This is a genomic window from Geobacter sp., assembly GCA_009684525.1.
GTDB lineage: Bacteria > Desulfobacterota > Desulfuromonadia > Geobacterales > DSM-12255 > Geoanaerobacter.
The window spans coordinates 896,824-911,292 of the sequence record WKKR01000002.1 but is presented as its reverse complement, the minus strand read 5'-3'; the positions used below and the strand labels follow the sequence as shown (position 1 = coordinate 911,292).

Sequence of the window (14,469 nt, the reverse complement as noted above, 5' to 3'; positions counted from 1 at the left end):
TGAGAGACCCCGCAGCCGTACCCAAGGAGCAGCCATGCATCTCCCCGACCACCTGCTGAACGGCACCCTGATCAGCCGCTACAAGCGTTTTCTGGCCGACATTGCCCTTGACAACGGCTCCGTCGTTACGGTCCATTGCCCCAATTCGGGGAGCATGAAAGGGTGTGCCCTGCCGGGCAGCCCGGTCATCCTTTCCCGGAGTGACAACCCGGGAAGGAAATACCCCCATACCTGGGAGATGGTCCGGGTCGGCGGGTTCTGGATCGGCATCAACACCTCGCTCCCGCCCCGGCTGGTGGCAGAAGGGATCAGGGAGGGGGTCGTCGCGGAACTGCAGGGATACGCAAGCATCCGGGCAGAGGTCCCCTGCGGCCAGAGCCGCATCGACCTGCTGCTGCAGGGAGGAGCGGCGCCCTGCTGGGTTGAGGTGAAGAACGTCACCCTGGTGGAGGGAAAGATGGCCCTTTTCCCCGACGCGGTAACGACGCGGGGGCAGAAGCACCTGCGCGAGCTGATGGAGATCGTGCAGAACGGCCAGCGGGGGGTGATCTTTTTCGTAGTCCAGCGGGGGGATGCCGAGGCGGTCGCCCCTGCCGACAGCATCGACCCGGCATATGGCACGCTCCTGCGCCAGGCCCTGGATGCCGGCGTCGAAGCCCTGGCATACCGGGCCACGGTTTCACCTGACGGGATCCGTCTGGAGAAACGGTTACCGGTCTTGCCGTAAGCAACGATGCAGAAAAAACTGTCTAATGCCCCGAATCGGGACCTTCGCCATGCGCATGGCATGATTACCGGTCCAGTGCCTCGCGGACCCGTGTGAGAAACCTGTTCGCAGTGAATGGTTTCATCAGCAGGTCCACCTCTCCTTCCAGAATTCCCTTGTACTGTATCACATCGAACGTGTAGCCACTGATAAAGAGGACCCTGATGGCGGGAAGGTGCTCCCTGATCCGGTCGAGGAGTTCCTTTCCCGTCATGCGCGGCATGATCAGGTCGCTCACGACAAGCCTGATACCCGTGTGATCCTTCTGCAGCAACTCCCAGGCCTCATCGCCATCACTGGCCTCAACGACATGGTAGCCCCCTTTCTGCAGCATCAACTTGAGTACCTGACGAACCTCAGTCTCGTCCTCAACAAGGAGAATCCGTTCGTTCCCTCCCCGTGCAGGAGTGTCCTCGACTGCCGCCGTTACGGCCTCTCCGTCCGCCACCAACGGCAGGTAAATCTTGAATGTCGTACCGATTCCTTCGTTGCTGTAAACGCGGATTAAGCCACCATGCTGTTGAATGATCCCATGGACGATCGACAACCCGAGACCGGTCCCCTTCCCCGTCCGCTTGGTAGTGAAAAACGGCTCGAAAATCCTTTGAACCGTTGCCTCGTCCATGCCGATCCCACTATCGGAGATGCACAGAAGGGCAAAACTGCCGGTCACGGGTAACGTACCCTCAAATTCACGGGAGGATGCATCCATCATGGTCTGTAGCGTTACGATGCTCAACAGCCCCCCTGATGCCATTGCATCCCGGGCATTGGTGACGAGATTGAGCATGACCTGTTCTATCTGGCTGACATCGGCATTAATCAGCAGAGCTCCCTCTGCCAGGTCTGTTTTCAGATCAATGTCCTCACCAATGATCCGGCGCAGCATCTGTTCGAGATTACGGATAATTGCATTCAAATCAACCGTCTGCATTTCCATCTTCTGCTTGCGGCTGAAGGCGAGAAGCCCCCGTGTCAGGCTCGAAGCACGCTCGGAAGCGTGAAGGATCTTCTCAGCCACCGACCGCCGCTGCTCATCGACACCGGCCATCTCGATGAGCATGGAGGAGTACCCCATGATGGCTGTCAGGATGTTATTGAAATCATGGGCGATGCCGCCGGCAAGGTGCCCGATGGCCTCCATCTTCTGGGACTGGCGCAGTTGTCCCTCCAGTTCGAGCCGCGCCCGCTCCGCTTGCAGCCATTCCGTTTCATCGCGGAACACGATCACGACGCCGATTGACTCTCCTTGGGCATTAATGATCGGGGCGCCGCTGTCTGCTATGTTCCGCCGAGCACCATCCCTGGCAACCAGCAACGCATGAGCCACAAACTCAATTGCCCGTCCCGCCTCGACGATCCGCTGCAACGGGACAGTGATCGGTTCGCCGGTGTTCTCATCCGCCACCCGGAAGACCTTGTCGAACGGCTGCCCGAAAGCTTCGGTGGCATCCCAGCCAGTGAGAACCTCTGCAGCCCGATTCATCAGCATGACCCGACCTTCCCGATCGCAGGCCAACACGCCTTCGCCGATGCTCCTGATGGTCACGGACAACCGCTCCCGTTCGGCATCCAGCCGCTCCTCAGCAGCCTGCAGCTCGGCAGATGCATGGTTGAGTGCATCTGTCAGCAGATCGATCTCCATGGCACCTCTCGCCACGTTCACCTGGCGGCCTTTATGCCGGTTCAGGTCACGGGCGAAAAAACTGAGCTCGCGGATGGCTTGCAACGGGGGTTTCAAGACAAGGTACATGAGGCCAATGCCGACGACAATCCAGAGCGTACCCATCAGCAGGATATTTTCCCAAATCGACTCGCGCATCTCCTCCACAGCACGGAGGCTGAAGGTGATTTTCAACCAGCCAAGCGGTTTGCCGGCAAGGATTGGGGTCCAGCTGACCAGGCGTCCGTTTTCCTGCAGCATGATCGCATCGCGCCGGGAAGGGACCGCCACCTTGTCCCGCCGATAGGACAGCTTTGGTTCCGCTTTCAGGGATGGGCGGGCCAGATCGCACAACACCGTGCCATCCATCTCCATGACGTTGATGCTCAGGATATTGGGGAGGCGCGCCACCTCCAACATCTGTTCTTCGAGTCCGGCAAACTCGTTCACCACCAGCAGGTGCGCAGCGTTAGCGGCATGGGTTGCGGAAAGCACCCGGGCGTTTTCCGCCATGGTACGGACGTAGAGATCCGATTGACGACTGGCGATACGCCACCCGAAGACGGAAATCATGGTCGTCAGGATCAGGGAAAGGAGCAGAATGATTTGTACATCGAGACGCCTCAGCATGGGCTGCTCGCATTCAGCGTGCTGACTGACTGTCCAGACGCTGGAAATCGACTTCGGCAAAAATGCCATAGTCGCGATTGAATGACGCCTTGATGGGATGATCCAGCTTGACCGCTTTCAAGAGCTCCCGGCCGTCAACGCTCTTGTTCATGGACAATACCGCCCTGGTCACCGCATCCCGAACCTTTTTCGGCAGACGGGGATGGGCGGCAAGAGGATGGGAAGCGACCTTTTCGGTTTCAAGCAGGATGCGGAATTCTTCGGCCATCTTGGGGATATCGGTCATGATGGTCGCATCGAGGGTTGCTCCCGCGTCGGCCTTGCCCAAGAGGACACTCTTGGCCACATTGGCCGTCGATCCGCTGAAGGAGGCATTGAAGTCGATCGCACCGACACCCGTCAACAGGGCTTGACGGGTGATGACGCTGCAGACGTTCTTCGGCCCGACAAAGGCAATGGTTTTACCCTGCAGATCTTTAATGCTGGTGTAGGGAGAATCCTTGCGGACAAAGACGATCCCGCTGAACTTGCGGGAACTCCGCACCAGAGGGATGTACTTCTGCTTCTGATGGGCAAGGTAGAACATGTTGGGAGCACTGAAGATAAAGTCCGGTATGCCATCCTCGGACTCCGTCAGGAAGGTGGCGATCTTGTCGTAGAGCTTGAGTTCTATCTGAGCACCGACTCGGCGTGAAAGCTCCTCGACAAAAGGAGTCCAGTTCCGATGCAGGACAACGGCTGGTTTGTTGGGAATGACTGCGAGGGTATAGCTTTTCTTCTGGGCAGCAATGGCGCTAAGCGGCACGCAGAACAGAACTGCAACAATGATCCATCGGACAGCCCGAAGGGCAAACTGCTCTCTGCCTGCTGCCATCGCCAACCTCCCGCAACCATCGCCCGCAAAAGCCACTAAATTGTAACGGTTTTACTGTAATAGTCAAATTCACCCCCTCCCGAAAGGCCATATCCCGTTCTGGCGGTCAGTGCGCCTCGGCCCAGTTGGCACCGTAGCTCATATCGACCTTCAGCGGTATCCTGAGCGGTACGGCATGCTCCATCTCGTGGACCACCAGTTGCTCCATCCGGACCAGCTCGTCCTCCGGCACCTCGAAGACCAGTTCGTCATGCACCTGCATGATGAGCCTGCTCCTGAGCCCCTCCGCCCGCAGACGCCGGTCGATGTTTACCATGGCCTGCTTGATGATGTCGGCTGCCGACCCCTGGATCGGGTAGTTGATGGCGTTCCGTTCGCCAAAGGAGCGGACCGCGGCGTTGCTGCTGCCGATGTCGGGGATGGGGAGCCTCCTTCCCAGCAGTGTCGTCACATGCCCTTCCGAGCGGGCCTGCGCCACACAGGCGTCGAGAAACGCCATGGCGCCGGCGTGACGCTCCTTGTAGCTGCCGATGAAATCCTCCGCCACCCTGCGCGCCACCCCCAGCTGGCGGGCCAGGCTGAATGCCCCCTGGCCGTAGATCACCCCGAAGTTGATGGTCTTGGCCTGGCGCCGCATCTCCGACGTCACCATCTCCGGGAAGAGACCGAAGACCTCAGCCGCGGTCCTGGTATGGATGTCCTCATCATTTCTGAAGGCATCGCAGAAGACCGGATCGTCCGAAAGATGGGCCAGCACCCGCAGCTCGATCTGCGAATAGTCGGCTGAGAGGATGCAATGCCCCTTTTCGGCCACGAAGGCATGGCGGATCCGCCGCCCTTCCTCGGTGCGGACCGGGATGTTCTGCAGGTTCGGATCGGACGAGGAGAGACGCCCGGTCGTGGTCACTGCCTGGTTATAGGAGGTATGAACCCGGCCGTTTTCGTCGACCTGCCCTGCCAGGGCGTCGGTATAGGTGGATTTGAGCTTGGACAGGCTCCGGTACTGGAGGATCAGCCGGGCGATCTCGTGTTCGTCGGCCAGACGCTCCAGCTCGTCCACATTGGTCGACCAGCCGGTCTTCCCCTTGGTCTTCTTCCCCACCGGCAGTTTCAGCCGCTCGAACAGCACCTCACCCAACTGCTTGGGCGAATTCAGGTTGAACTCCCCGCCGGCAAGCCGGTGGACCTCCTGTTCCAGGATGCCCATCTGGCTGCCGAATTCCGCGGAGAGATCGGCCAGGAGCGCCAGGTCCAGCTTCACGCCGGCCAGCTCCATCTCGGCAAGGATTCGCACCAGCGGCATCTCCAGTTCGAAGAAGAGCCGTTCCATGTCGCTCTCGCCAAGCTTCGGCAGGAGCATGCGGTGCAGGAGAAAGGTGGCGTCGGCATCCTCGCAGGAATAGCGGCTCGCCAGGTCGATCTCCACCTGGGCGAACCCCTTCTGCTCCTTCCCCTTGCCGGTCACCTCGGCATAGGAGATCATCCGGTGGTCGAGAAACTCGGCCGCCAGCGAATCCAGGCCATGGCTGGTCCGGCCGGGGTTGAGAAGATAGGCGGCGAGCATGGTGTCGCACCAGAGGCCGGTCATGGCGACACCTGAACTCCTCAGAACCTGGTAGTCGTACTTGATGTTCTGCCCCACCTTGCGAATGGCGGGGTCCTCCAGGATCGGCCGGAGGCGCTCCAGGACCATCGCCCGGTCGAGCTGGGCCGGCACCCCCGGATAGTCGTGCCCCACCGGGATGTAGCAGGCCTCGTGATCCCGGAACGAACAGGAGATACCAACGACCTCCGCTGCCAGCGGGTTGAGGCTGGTAGTCTCCAGGTCGATGGCAAAGGGGTGTTCCGCCACCAGGTCCCTGAGCAACCCGGCGAAATCCTCCTCGGTCGCAATGGTCCGGTACTGTTCGATGGAAAGGGTGGCGCGGCTGGTCAGCTCCTTCAGAAGCGTGGTGAATCCGTATTCCTTGAAGCAGGCTGCCAGCTGCTGGTTGTCAGGGGGCTCGGCGACAAAGTCGGCGAAATCGTACGAGAGGGGAACCCGGCAGTCGATGGTGGCAAGCTGTCGGGAGAGCCGAGCCTGGTCGGCAAACTCGCGCAGCTTCTCGCCAACCTTCCCCTTGACCTCGCCTGCCCGTGCCAAAAGCTCGTCCAGGGAACCGTATTCCTGGATCAGCTTGATGGCGGTCTTCTCGCCGACGCCGGGAACGCCCGGGATGTTGTCGGAGCTGTCGCCGGCAAGGCCCAGGATATCGATCACCCGCTCCGGACCGACACCGAAACGCTCGACCACCTCGGCCAGGCCGGATTCCTTCTCTTTCATGGTATCCAGGAGGCGGACTGAATCGGTGACGATCTGCATCAGGTCCTTGTCGCCGGTCACCACCACCGTGGTGATGCCGCGCCCGGCGCAGTCGGCGGCGATGGTGCCGATGATGTCGTCCGCCTCGTACCCCTGCAGCTCCAACACCGGGATGCGAAAGGCGCGGATAATCTCCTTGATGGGATCGATCTGTACCCTGAGGTCGTCCGGCATGGCGGCCCGGTTGGCCTTGTAGTCGGGATAGATGTCGTTGCGGAAGGTATGCCGGGAGATGTCGAACACCACTGCCACGTGATCCGGCTGCCGTTCCTTGAGCACCTTGAGCAGCATCTGGGTAAAGCCGTAGATGGCGTTGGTGGGGAAGCCGCTGGGGGACGACAGGTGGCGGATGGCATGGTAGGCCCGGTAGAGGTAGGAAGAGCCGTCGATGAGATAGAGGGTCGCCCGGTCTGACATCTATGCGCCCTCCACGCGGGTGAAGATGACAAAGGCCATGGAGGGCCGCTTCTGCGACTCGCGCATGGCAAAGTGCAGTCCGTCGAAGCGCCACCCCGCAGCGGTCCATTCATTCAGCACCTCTTCCAGGATATCCTCGGACACGGTATTGATCTCCACCACCTTGTATTTCAGCATCGTTCACCCCCCTGCCGTAGTGCAAGCCATGGTAGCCGATTCACCCCTGTCCGTTCAAGGGCTATTGTCTGCAGCACGCGGCACTGTATTGCAGCGACCCGAAAAAATGTTACACTTGTCGCACGAGAAAGGAGGTGCCGTCGAGCAGAACCATTGAGAAACAATCACCCTAAACGCCATTGGAGAGAGGGAGCCAGGTATGACAACAAAAGAGAAGGAAACGATCGAGCTGCTGGCAGAACAGACCGAACTGATCCTCGAAACCGATTATCAAAAGAAGGACCTGAAAGAGATGCGCTCTGTCACGAAAAATACCCTCTACGACGGCTCCAAGAAGCTCAAGCACAGTATCCCCAAAGGAAAACGGGTCTAGCAGGTTGTTGAAAACGAAGTTTCAGCGGAGCTAAAAACAGCCATCTCGCCACCATCTTCGAAAAGCCAACTTGTGCGGCGTAGCGCTGTTTATGCCCTGTGGGTACTACGCCTCCGCGGGGCTTTCTGCGGGTGCGACGATCTGACCGTTTTTGAACAACCTGAATCTTAACAGCCTGCTAGGACCCGCGACAGCATCGAGAGGGAGAGAGAGGCGGACGCCCCTCTCTCCCGCGGTATAAAAACGAAGATCATGGCAACGGAGGCACGAGATGGCAATCGTGAAGTACAATCCGATCAAGGAACTGAGATCGATGCAGGAGCAGATGAACCGGCTCCTGGACCTGGCATGGAACCGGGAAACCGGCGAAGACCTGCGGGAAGGGGTTTGGCAGCCGGCAGTGGATATCTATGAAGACGACGAATCGGTGGTGATCAAGGCGGAGATTCCTGACATCGACCAGAAGGATATCGAGGTAAAGATCGAGGACAACACCCTCATCCTGCGGGGCGAACGAAAACACGACAAGAGCATCCGCAAGGAGAACTACCACCGGGTAGAGCGCTATTATGGCGCCTTCCAGCGCAGCTTCCAGCTTCCCCACACCATCGATCAGGAACAGATCAAGGCGACCTGCGACAAGGGGGTCTTGACGATAACACTCCCCAAGAAAGGCGAAACCAAGCCGAAGCAGATCACGGTCGAGGTGAAATAGGCCGGAAACCGCTCGTTTCTCGGTCACAGCGTGGCGGCCTGCTGCTAGCCGACCGTCGCCTCGTTCATGCTCCCGGTTCGATACCCCTCCAGGTCCAGTGCAACAAACCTGAACCCTGCCTTCCTGAAGAGAGCCACCACCTGCCGGCGGAGCTCAACATCGAGCATCCGCCCGATCTCCTCCGGAGAAAGCTCGATACGCGCGGTATCGCCGTGGTACCGTACCCGGTAGGTGCGAAAACCCGATGCTTTGAGATATTCCTCGCAGACCTCGACCATCCGCAGTTTGGCGGCAGTGATCTCCTCGCCGTAGGGAAAACGGCTCGCCAGGCAGGCATAGGCCTGTTTGTCCCAGGTGGGAAGCCCCAGCTCCCGACTCAGGAGCCTTACCTCGTCCTTGGTAAATCCTGCCTCCAACAGAGGGCTGCGTACGGCAAGCTCGCCTGCTGCCTGCCGGCCGGGACGGTAATCCCCCAAGTCGTCGACGGTGGTGCCGTCGCAGATGCCGGCAAAACCGAACTCTTCGGCCTTGGCCCGGCAGATCAGGAACAGTTCTTTCTTGCAGTGATAACAGCGATCCTTCGGGTTTGCGGCAAAACCGGGGATCTCAAGCTCATTGGACTCCACCACCACCTGCCTGATGCCGATGCCCTCCGCCAGGCTGACCGCCTCCCGGAATTCCGACTCCGGATAGGTCGGCGAGGTCGCGGTAATGGCGCAGGCCCGCTCCCCCAGGACATCAAAGGCGACCTTTGCCAAAAGCGTCGAGTCCACCCCTCCGGAAAAGGCGATCAGTGCCGATTCCATCTCTGCAAGTATCTCCCGCAAACGGGCATGCTTGTCGGACAACAGGGTCATTTACCGCACTTCCGCGATCCCTTGCGGGGAATGGCCGCGGCGTCCTTTTCCAGCCCCATCGCCTCTCCCCGCTCACAGAGGTTCTCCAGGCTGATGCCCGAGAACAGCTCTTCGAGCTTGGCAGTCGCCTCGCACCAGACGGTCTGAGTGACGCACTTGCCATCCAGGGCACAGACGCTTCTCTTCCGCCCGTTTTTCTTTTTCCCGCAGTCAACCAGGAGCAGGTCCCCCTCGGTGGCAGCCACCACGTCCCTGACCGAGATCTCATTCAGGGTTCTGGCCAGGAGATACCCCCCCTGCGGCCCCCGCTTGCTTTTGAGGATACCTGCCCGCTTCAGGCTCTGGAAAATCTGCTCCAGATACCGGGGAGAGATATCCTGACGGTTGGCGATATCCTGGATCTGAACCGGCCGGTTGGCTGCGTAAAAGGCAATGTCGCAGACAGCCCGCAACCCGTAACGACTCTTCGTGGACAACCGCATAAAGCCCCCTCCTTGGGTATTACCAGCATTTCTCGGGTGGATCGACTCGCTCTATAAGCTTGATCTCCCCGTCGATCACCTGAAAGACATCACCAAAATCATTGATCCAGCGATCACCCTCATCCAGCGGCATAGGCACCTCGCGGCGGCCCAGAAAGACCTCTTCTTCGCCAATATAGGTGAACCACTCCAAGTTACCGGTCATCCAAACCTTGTTCTTAAGTTCCACTACAAACCTCCGCGGGAATCAAAATTGCCTGCGGATAATACCCGAATGGGCGTCTCCGGTCAAGCAGCACCTGATTTTACTTGTTGGGCCGATCCATTTCTGCTATGAAAAGAGCGTGTCAACTTCGCCACTCTAGAGGAGCTTTCCGATGAAATTCACCAAGATGCACGGTGCGGGCAACGATTATGTCTATGTGAACTGCTTTCAGGAGCAGGTCGCCGATCCCCCCGAAGTCGCCATCAAGGTCTCCAACCGCAACTTCGGCATTGGTTCCGACGGCTTGATCCTGATCATGCCTTCGGACAAGGCCGACGTACGGATGCGTATGTTCAACTCCGACGGCTCAGAGTCGGAGATGTGCGGCAACGGCATCCGGTGCGTGGCCAAATACGCGTTCGATCACGGCATCGTCACCAAGAAGGAGATCACGGCCGAGACCGGGGCAGGCATCCTTACCCTGCAGCTCTATACCGGCACGGACAACAGGGTGGACAGGGTCAGGGTCAACATGGGAGCGCCTCGCCTCACCCGCGCCGAGATACCGATGCTGGGCGAAGCCGGGGAGCAGGTGGTCGGGCAGCCGCTCAACATCCTCCACACCACCTTCAGCATCACCTGCGCCTCCATGGGCAACCCCCACTGCGTCATCTTCGTCGACGACGTGGAGCATTTCCAGGTGGAAAAATACGGCCCGCTCATCGAAAACCACGAAATGTTCCCACGGCGCACCAATGTGGAGTTCGTCCAGGTCCTCTCCCGCACGGAAGTCCGCCAGCGGACCTGGGAACGGGGCGCAGGCGAGACGCTTGCCTGCGGAACCGGCGCCAGCGCGGTCTGTGTGGCTGCTTTCCTCAATGGCCTCACCGAACGGCGGATACTAAATCATCTGTCGGGTGGCGACCTTGAGCTGGAATGGAGCGAAGCTGGCCCCGTCTTCATGACCGGCCCGGCCACCGAGGTTTTCTCCGGAGAGATCGACCTCACCCGGCTCTGACAGGTTGTTGAAAACGAAGTTTCAGCGGAGCTAAAAGCAGCCATCTCGCCGCTGTCCTCGAAAGCTGCCTTGTGCGGCGTAGCGCTGTTTATGCCCTGTGGGTACTACGCCTCCGCGGGGCTTTCTGTGGGTGCGACGATCTGAGCGTTTTTGAACAACCTGAGTTTTTCAAACAACCTGCGAGAAATCCTGTATCAAGCCCTCAGGCCTTCGGCATCAGGGCTTTTTCTTCATCCGGAGAGGACACTATGCCTGACTGCCCGATGTGCACAAAATGGGACGACGAGCCGGAGCTGCACATAGCGGAGTTCAAGCACTGCTTCGTCCTTCTCAACCAGGACCAGTTTTTCCCCGGCTACACCTTCGTCTTTACCAGATCTCACGTCACCGAGCTGTTCCACCTCTCCCCGCAGGTCCGCTCGGCGGTCATGGAAGAGGTAAACGTCGTCGCCGCGGCACTCTACAACGCCTTCTCCCCGGCCAAGATCAACTACGAACTGCTGGGAAACATGGTGCCACACATGCACTGGCATCTGGTGCCCCGCTTTACCGACGACCCGCTCTGGCCCCGCCCCATCTGGAGCGAACCCCATGAGCCGGTCATCCTCTCGGCAGAGCAGTACCGGAAGCGGATCGGTATCATCCGCACCCTGCTGGAAACGCAACAAAAAAACGGCGCCTGAAAAGGTGCCGTTCTTTTGATTCCACCACCTGCTTCGGAGGCATGACGTTACTTCCTGAACCTCCGGTAGAGACCGAGTCCGGTCAGGCCGAATCCCAAGAGCAGCATGGTGCCCGGCTCGGGGACAGGGGCAGGCTGGTCGGCATCCACGCAGAGGTTGGCCTGCTGGATCCTGAAATCGTTGAGCGGTGCCGAGCAGGATGAGAAATCCAGCGCCAGGACGGTGGTGACGAATTTGCCGTCATCCAGGAAGCTGGCAAGCCCGAGATCCAGAAGGTCGATGGACAGATCGGCATACTTGTAGATGCCGAAGATTTCGGTCAGGCAGTTGCCGAGCGTATAGGACCTCTGTGCCAGCAGCGTAGTGCCGTCATAGATGCCGCTCCGGATCGTCACCTGTTCGTATGCCGCATCGCTGGAGGAAAAGGTCAGATTGAGCCGTGCGGCATTGATGCTGGAACCGGCAATGAACCCGGAACCGTCGGTGGTCGGGTTACGGGTTGCCACGACCTGATTGTGGTTGTTGAACAGCGTGGCCGTATCTCCGGGCGCAGTCAGGTTGAAGGCGAACTGCGCTTTCCATCCTTCCCAAACATCGAAATAGTTGCTATCCTGCTTTGCGCCGAGGAAGGTTTCGCTGTAGGTCAGTGCCTGGGCTGCAGATGCCAGGCTCGACAGGGCAACCGCAAACGCAATGATCACGGCAAACTTTTTCACGGTATCCTCCTGATGACAATTAAAGTAATTTCTTTTCATATATTCAAATAGTGGGCCAAGCCCTTAACCTGTTGATATCCGTATTGCCATATCCATATATTGGCCATGGTAACGCCAAAGATGTAAAACTTTCCGACAATGGATAGTGCTTTTCTTTACAGATTGCACGGTTACTTCCCATCAGCAAAGGAGATCCCATGGATTATCTCGGTGCCCACATGTCCATCAGCGGCGGTCTTCATCTTGCGGCAGAGCGGGGGATAAAGGCCGGTTGCGGCGTCATACAGATATTTACCCAGAACGCCAGCCAGTGGCGGGGAAAGATGCCTTCAGATGCCGACGCCGCCCTGTTCCGCGAGGCATTCGCCCAATCGGGACTGCACGAGGTGGTCAGCCACGACATCTACCTGATCAACCTGGCAGCCGCACCGGGCGAGATTCGTGACAAAAGCCTGGCAGGTTTCAGGGAAGAGATGGTGCGCTCAGCCCGGCTGGGAATCGCCAAGATCGTCATGCATCCGGGCTCGCACCTGGGAGACGGCGAAGAGACCGGTATCAGGAGGATCTGCGAGGCGTTCGACCTGCTGATCGCCGAAACCCCCGAGTTTACCGGCCGCATCCTGCTCGAAACCACTGCCGGCCAGGGGACCAACCTGGGGTATTCCTTCGAACAGCTGCGGGCAATCATCGACGGCTCTGCCTTCCCTGACCGCTTCGGGATCTGCTTCGACACCTGCCACACCTTTGCTGCCGGCTACGACCTCACCAGCCGCGACAGCTACGAACGGGTCTGGGCGGAATTCGACCGGATCATCGGCCTGGAACGCCTTAGCTGTTTCCATATCAACGATTCCAAGAAGGGGCTCGGCTGCCGGGTCGACCGCCACGAGCATATCGGTCAGGGGGCCATGGGGCTGGAGCCGTTCCGCTTTCTCATGAATGACCCCCGTTTTGCCACCATCCCCAAGGTCCTGGAAACCGCCAAGGGGGACAACGACGAGATGGATGCCGTAAACCTGAAGGTACTGCGGGACCTGCAGGCCTGAAAACCGGGAGCGTACAGAGATGAGCATCTTCGACCGACTGAAACAGTCCGGCATGGCCGACCTGATCCGCGACCAGCAGATGAAAGAGCTGCTGACCAGGGGAGAGTTCCGCATCACCGAGGAATATGTCCACCGCGAATTTCTGAGCTCTGCCGGTGACGATGACATCCGTGGCCTCTCCCTCCGTTTTTGCAACGGCCACGGCGAACTGAGCGGGACCGTGAAAAAGCGCCTGCTCCCCGCCATCTCCTTTGCCACCCGCTTCGGCATCCAGGGGATCGAGTTCGGCAGAATGGGTAAACGGATCTACCTGCAGCTGCAAGAGGTGCGCCCCCTGGACCTGAACTGGGTGAACGAGCGGATCATCGGCCGGGTACCGTTTCTCGACTATCACGGTGGCCTGGTCGCCTGCGACCTGGCGCGCATACCCCGCATTGCCGAGCTGCTGGAATACCGGGTCAAGGGGATAAAGGTCGCCGATTTCCTCACCATCAAGGAACTGATCCTTCGTGAAGGGGAGCTGGTGGGGCGACTGGGGTTCTGCCTGTGAACGACTACCTGGTCCGCATCATCACCGAAAACGGTTCGGTCCGGGCTCTGGCCTGTGTCACCACGGCCCTGGTAAACGAGGCCTGCCAACGCCACGGTGCCTGGCCGACGGCGGCAGTGGCGCTCGGGCGGGCGCTTACCGGCGGCACCCTGATGGGAGCCCTGCTCAAGACCGGCCAGCGGGTGGCGCTCTCCTTCGAAGGGAACGGTCCGCTGCAAAAGCTCCTGGTGGAAGCCGACGCCAACGGCGCCGTGCGCGGCTCCGTCAGGGTCCCCGCCGTCCATATGGAGGACTCGGAAGGACGCCTGGATGTGGCCGGAGCACTGGGCAAGGCCGGGCTTCTCACCATCACCAAGGACCTGGGGCTCAAGGAGCCATACAAGGGGATCGTCCCCCTGGCGACCAGCGAGATCGGCGAGGACCTGGCCCAGTATCTGACCGAATCGGAGCAGATCCCGTCGGCAGTGGGACTGGGGGTCTTTGTCGAACCGGACAACAGCGTCTCCGCTGCCGGCGGCTTCCTGATCCAGGCCCTCCCCCCCTCCGACGATGCGGTGGTGGAGCGCCTGATGCAGCGAATCGCCGAACTCCCCCCCCTCACAACCCTGCTCCGACAGGGGACCACCCCCGAAGACCTGCTGGCGAAGCTCTTTGCCGGCATCCCCTACACCGTCCTGGAAAAGCGGGCTCTGGCATTCGTCTGCTCCTGCAGCCGCGAGCGGATCGAACGAGTGCTGCTCTCCCTGGGAAAACGGGACCTGGCAGAACTGTTGGAAAAGCAGGGAGAGACCGAGGTGACCTGCGAATTCTGCCGGGAACGCTACCATTTCGACCGCTCTGACCTGGAGCGGCTTCTCGACAGTATCTGAATTTAGCCCTTGCCAAAAAGGACTAATTTGGTATTATTTGGGACATCCAAGAAATCGAGCAAGGAG

General features: G+C 59.5%; 15 protein-coding genes. 7 read left to right on the top strand and 8 right to left on the bottom strand.

The annotated features are described in order from the left end of the window. Window positions 1-34: 34 nt before the first annotated feature. Window positions 35-727: a DNA/RNA nuclease SfsA gene (gene sfsA, locus GJT30_10220; GenBank protein ID MSM39981.1), complete on the top strand. Its 693-nt coding sequence runs from the start codon at window positions 35-37 to the stop codon at window positions 725-727. A gap of 64 nt (window positions 728-791) precedes the next feature. Here the strand turns inward: sfsA and GJT30_10215 are convergent, their stop codons facing one another. From GJT30_10215 to GJT30_10200, 4 genes are all read right to left on the bottom strand, one after another. Further along, window positions 792-3,128, bottom strand: coding sequence for a response regulator (locus tag GJT30_10215; protein ID MSM39980.1), 2,337 nt, complete (start codon window positions 3,126-3,128; stop codon window positions 792-794). Next, window positions 3,073-3,933, bottom strand: coding sequence for a PhnD/SsuA/transferrin family substrate-binding protein (locus tag GJT30_10210; GenBank protein MSM39979.1), 861 nt, complete (start codon window positions 3,931-3,933; stop codon window positions 3,073-3,075). Before GJT30_10210 ends, GJT30_10215 begins: the two co-directional genes overlap by 56 nt. Before the next feature lie 106 nt (window positions 3,934-4,039). Further along, window positions 4,040-6,712, bottom strand: a complete 2,673-nt coding sequence (gene polA, locus GJT30_10205; protein ID MSM39978.1) for a DNA polymerase I — start codon at window positions 6,710-6,712, stop codon at window positions 4,040-4,042. Next, entirely contained in the window at window positions 6,713-6,889 is a 177-nt protein-coding gene (locus GJT30_10200; GenBank protein ID MSM39977.1) for a DUF4177 domain-containing protein, read from the bottom strand. Between the two features lie 644 nt (window positions 6,890-7,533). Between GJT30_10200 and GJT30_10195 the strand changes: the two genes are divergently transcribed. Next, entirely contained in the window at window positions 7,534-7,977 is a 444-nt protein-coding gene (locus GJT30_10195) for an Hsp20 family protein (GenBank protein MSM39976.1), read from the top strand. 44 nt (window positions 7,978-8,021) lie between these two features. On the opposite strand, the gene larE is transcribed toward GJT30_10195, so the two are convergent. The 3 genes from larE to GJT30_10180 are packed head-to-tail and all read right to left on the bottom strand — an operon-like array spanning window position 8,022 to window position 9,545. Continuing rightward, window positions 8,022-8,834 carry an ATP-dependent sacrificial sulfur transferase LarE gene (larE, locus tag GJT30_10190; protein MSM39975.1) on the bottom strand — a complete coding sequence of 271 codons (813 nt, stop codon included), beginning with the start codon at window positions 8,832-8,834 and terminating at the stop codon, window positions 8,022-8,024. Next, window positions 8,831-9,316 carry an Rrf2 family transcriptional regulator gene (locus GJT30_10185; GenBank protein ID MSM39974.1) on the bottom strand — a complete coding sequence of 162 codons (486 nt, stop codon included), beginning with the start codon at window positions 9,314-9,316 and terminating at the stop codon, window positions 8,831-8,833. The genes larE and GJT30_10185 overlap by 4 nt, the downstream gene beginning before the upstream one ends. A gap of 19 nt (window positions 9,317-9,335) precedes the next feature. Then, window positions 9,336-9,545, bottom strand: a complete 210-nt coding sequence (locus tag GJT30_10180; protein MSM39973.1) for a hypothetical protein — start codon at window positions 9,543-9,545, stop codon at window positions 9,336-9,338. 148 nt (window positions 9,546-9,693) lie between these two features. Here GJT30_10180 and GJT30_10175 point away from each other — a divergent pair, with 148 nt between their 5' ends. Next, the gene (locus GJT30_10175; protein MSM39972.1) at window positions 9,694-10,539 is read left to right on the top strand and encodes a diaminopimelate epimerase; all 846 of its coding nucleotides are present in this window, start codon (window positions 9,694-9,696) and stop codon (window positions 10,537-10,539) included. 248 nt (window positions 10,540-10,787) lie between these two features. Further along, window positions 10,788-11,222 carry an HIT domain-containing protein gene (locus GJT30_10170; GenBank protein ID MSM39971.1) on the top strand — a complete coding sequence of 145 codons (435 nt, stop codon included), beginning with the start codon at window positions 10,788-10,790 and terminating at the stop codon, window positions 11,220-11,222. 47 nt (window positions 11,223-11,269) lie between these two features. Here the strand turns inward: GJT30_10170 and GJT30_10165 are convergent, their stop codons facing one another. Next, entirely contained in the window at window positions 11,270-11,977 is a 708-nt protein-coding gene (locus GJT30_10165; GenBank protein ID MSM39970.1) for a PEP-CTERM sorting domain-containing protein, read from the bottom strand. Between the two features lie 158 nt (window positions 11,978-12,135). On the opposite strand from GJT30_10165, the gene GJT30_10160 reads away from it, so the two are divergent. From GJT30_10160 to GJT30_10150, 3 genes are read left to right on the top strand one after another with little or no spacing between them, the layout of a single operon-like run. Further along, the gene (locus GJT30_10160; GenBank protein ID MSM39969.1) at window positions 12,136-12,984 is read left to right on the top strand and encodes a deoxyribonuclease IV; all 849 of its coding nucleotides are present in this window, start codon (window positions 12,136-12,138) and stop codon (window positions 12,982-12,984) included. 19 nt (window positions 12,985-13,003) lie between these two features. After that, window positions 13,004-13,534, top strand: coding sequence for a hypothetical protein (locus GJT30_10155; protein MSM39968.1), 531 nt, complete (start codon window positions 13,004-13,006; stop codon window positions 13,532-13,534). Next, window positions 13,531-14,403 carry an Hsp33 family molecular chaperone HslO gene (locus GJT30_10150; protein MSM39967.1) on the top strand — a complete coding sequence of 291 codons (873 nt, stop codon included), beginning with the start codon at window positions 13,531-13,533 and terminating at the stop codon, window positions 14,401-14,403. The genes GJT30_10155 and GJT30_10150 overlap by 4 nt, the downstream gene beginning before the upstream one ends. Window positions 14,404-14,469 lie beyond the last annotated feature (66 nt).

Bases quoted from the DNA above. Each gene is read 5' to 3' on its own strand.
- sfsA (MSM39981.1), top strand. From the start codon at position 35: ATGCATCTCCCCGACCACCTGCTGAACGGCACCCTGATCAGCCGCTAC.
- GJT30_10215 (MSM39980.1), bottom strand. From the start codon at position 3,128: ATGGCATTTTTGCCGAAGTCGATTTCCAGCGTCTGGACAGTCAGTCAG.
- GJT30_10210 (MSM39979.1), bottom strand. From the start codon at position 3,933: ATGGCAGCAGGCAGAGAGCAGTTTGCCCTTCGGGCTGTCCGATGGATC.
- polA (MSM39978.1), bottom strand. From the start codon at position 6,712: ATGTCAGACCGGGCGACCCTCTATCTCATCGACGGCTCTTCCTACCTC.
- GJT30_10200 (MSM39977.1), bottom strand. From the start codon at position 6,889: ATGCTGAAATACAAGGTGGTGGAGATCAATACCGTGTCCGAGGATATC.
- GJT30_10195 (MSM39976.1), top strand. From the start codon at position 7,534: ATGGCAATCGTGAAGTACAATCCGATCAAGGAACTGAGATCGATGCAG.
- larE (MSM39975.1), bottom strand. From the start codon at position 8,834: ATGACCCTGTTGTCCGACAAGCATGCCCGTTTGCGGGAGATACTTGCA.
- GJT30_10185 (MSM39974.1), bottom strand. From the start codon at position 9,316: ATGCGGTTGTCCACGAAGAGTCGTTACGGGTTGCGGGCTGTCTGCGAC.
- GJT30_10175 (MSM39972.1), top strand. From the start codon at position 9,694: ATGAAATTCACCAAGATGCACGGTGCGGGCAACGATTATGTCTATGTG.
- GJT30_10170 (MSM39971.1), top strand. From the start codon at position 10,788: ATGCCTGACTGCCCGATGTGCACAAAATGGGACGACGAGCCGGAGCTG.
- GJT30_10165 (MSM39970.1), bottom strand. From the start codon at position 11,977: ATGAAAAGAAATTACTTTAATTGTCATCAGGAGGATACCGTGAAAAAG.
- GJT30_10160 (MSM39969.1), top strand. From the start codon at position 12,136: ATGGATTATCTCGGTGCCCACATGTCCATCAGCGGCGGTCTTCATCTT.
- GJT30_10155 (MSM39968.1), top strand. From the start codon at position 13,004: ATGAGCATCTTCGACCGACTGAAACAGTCCGGCATGGCCGACCTGATC.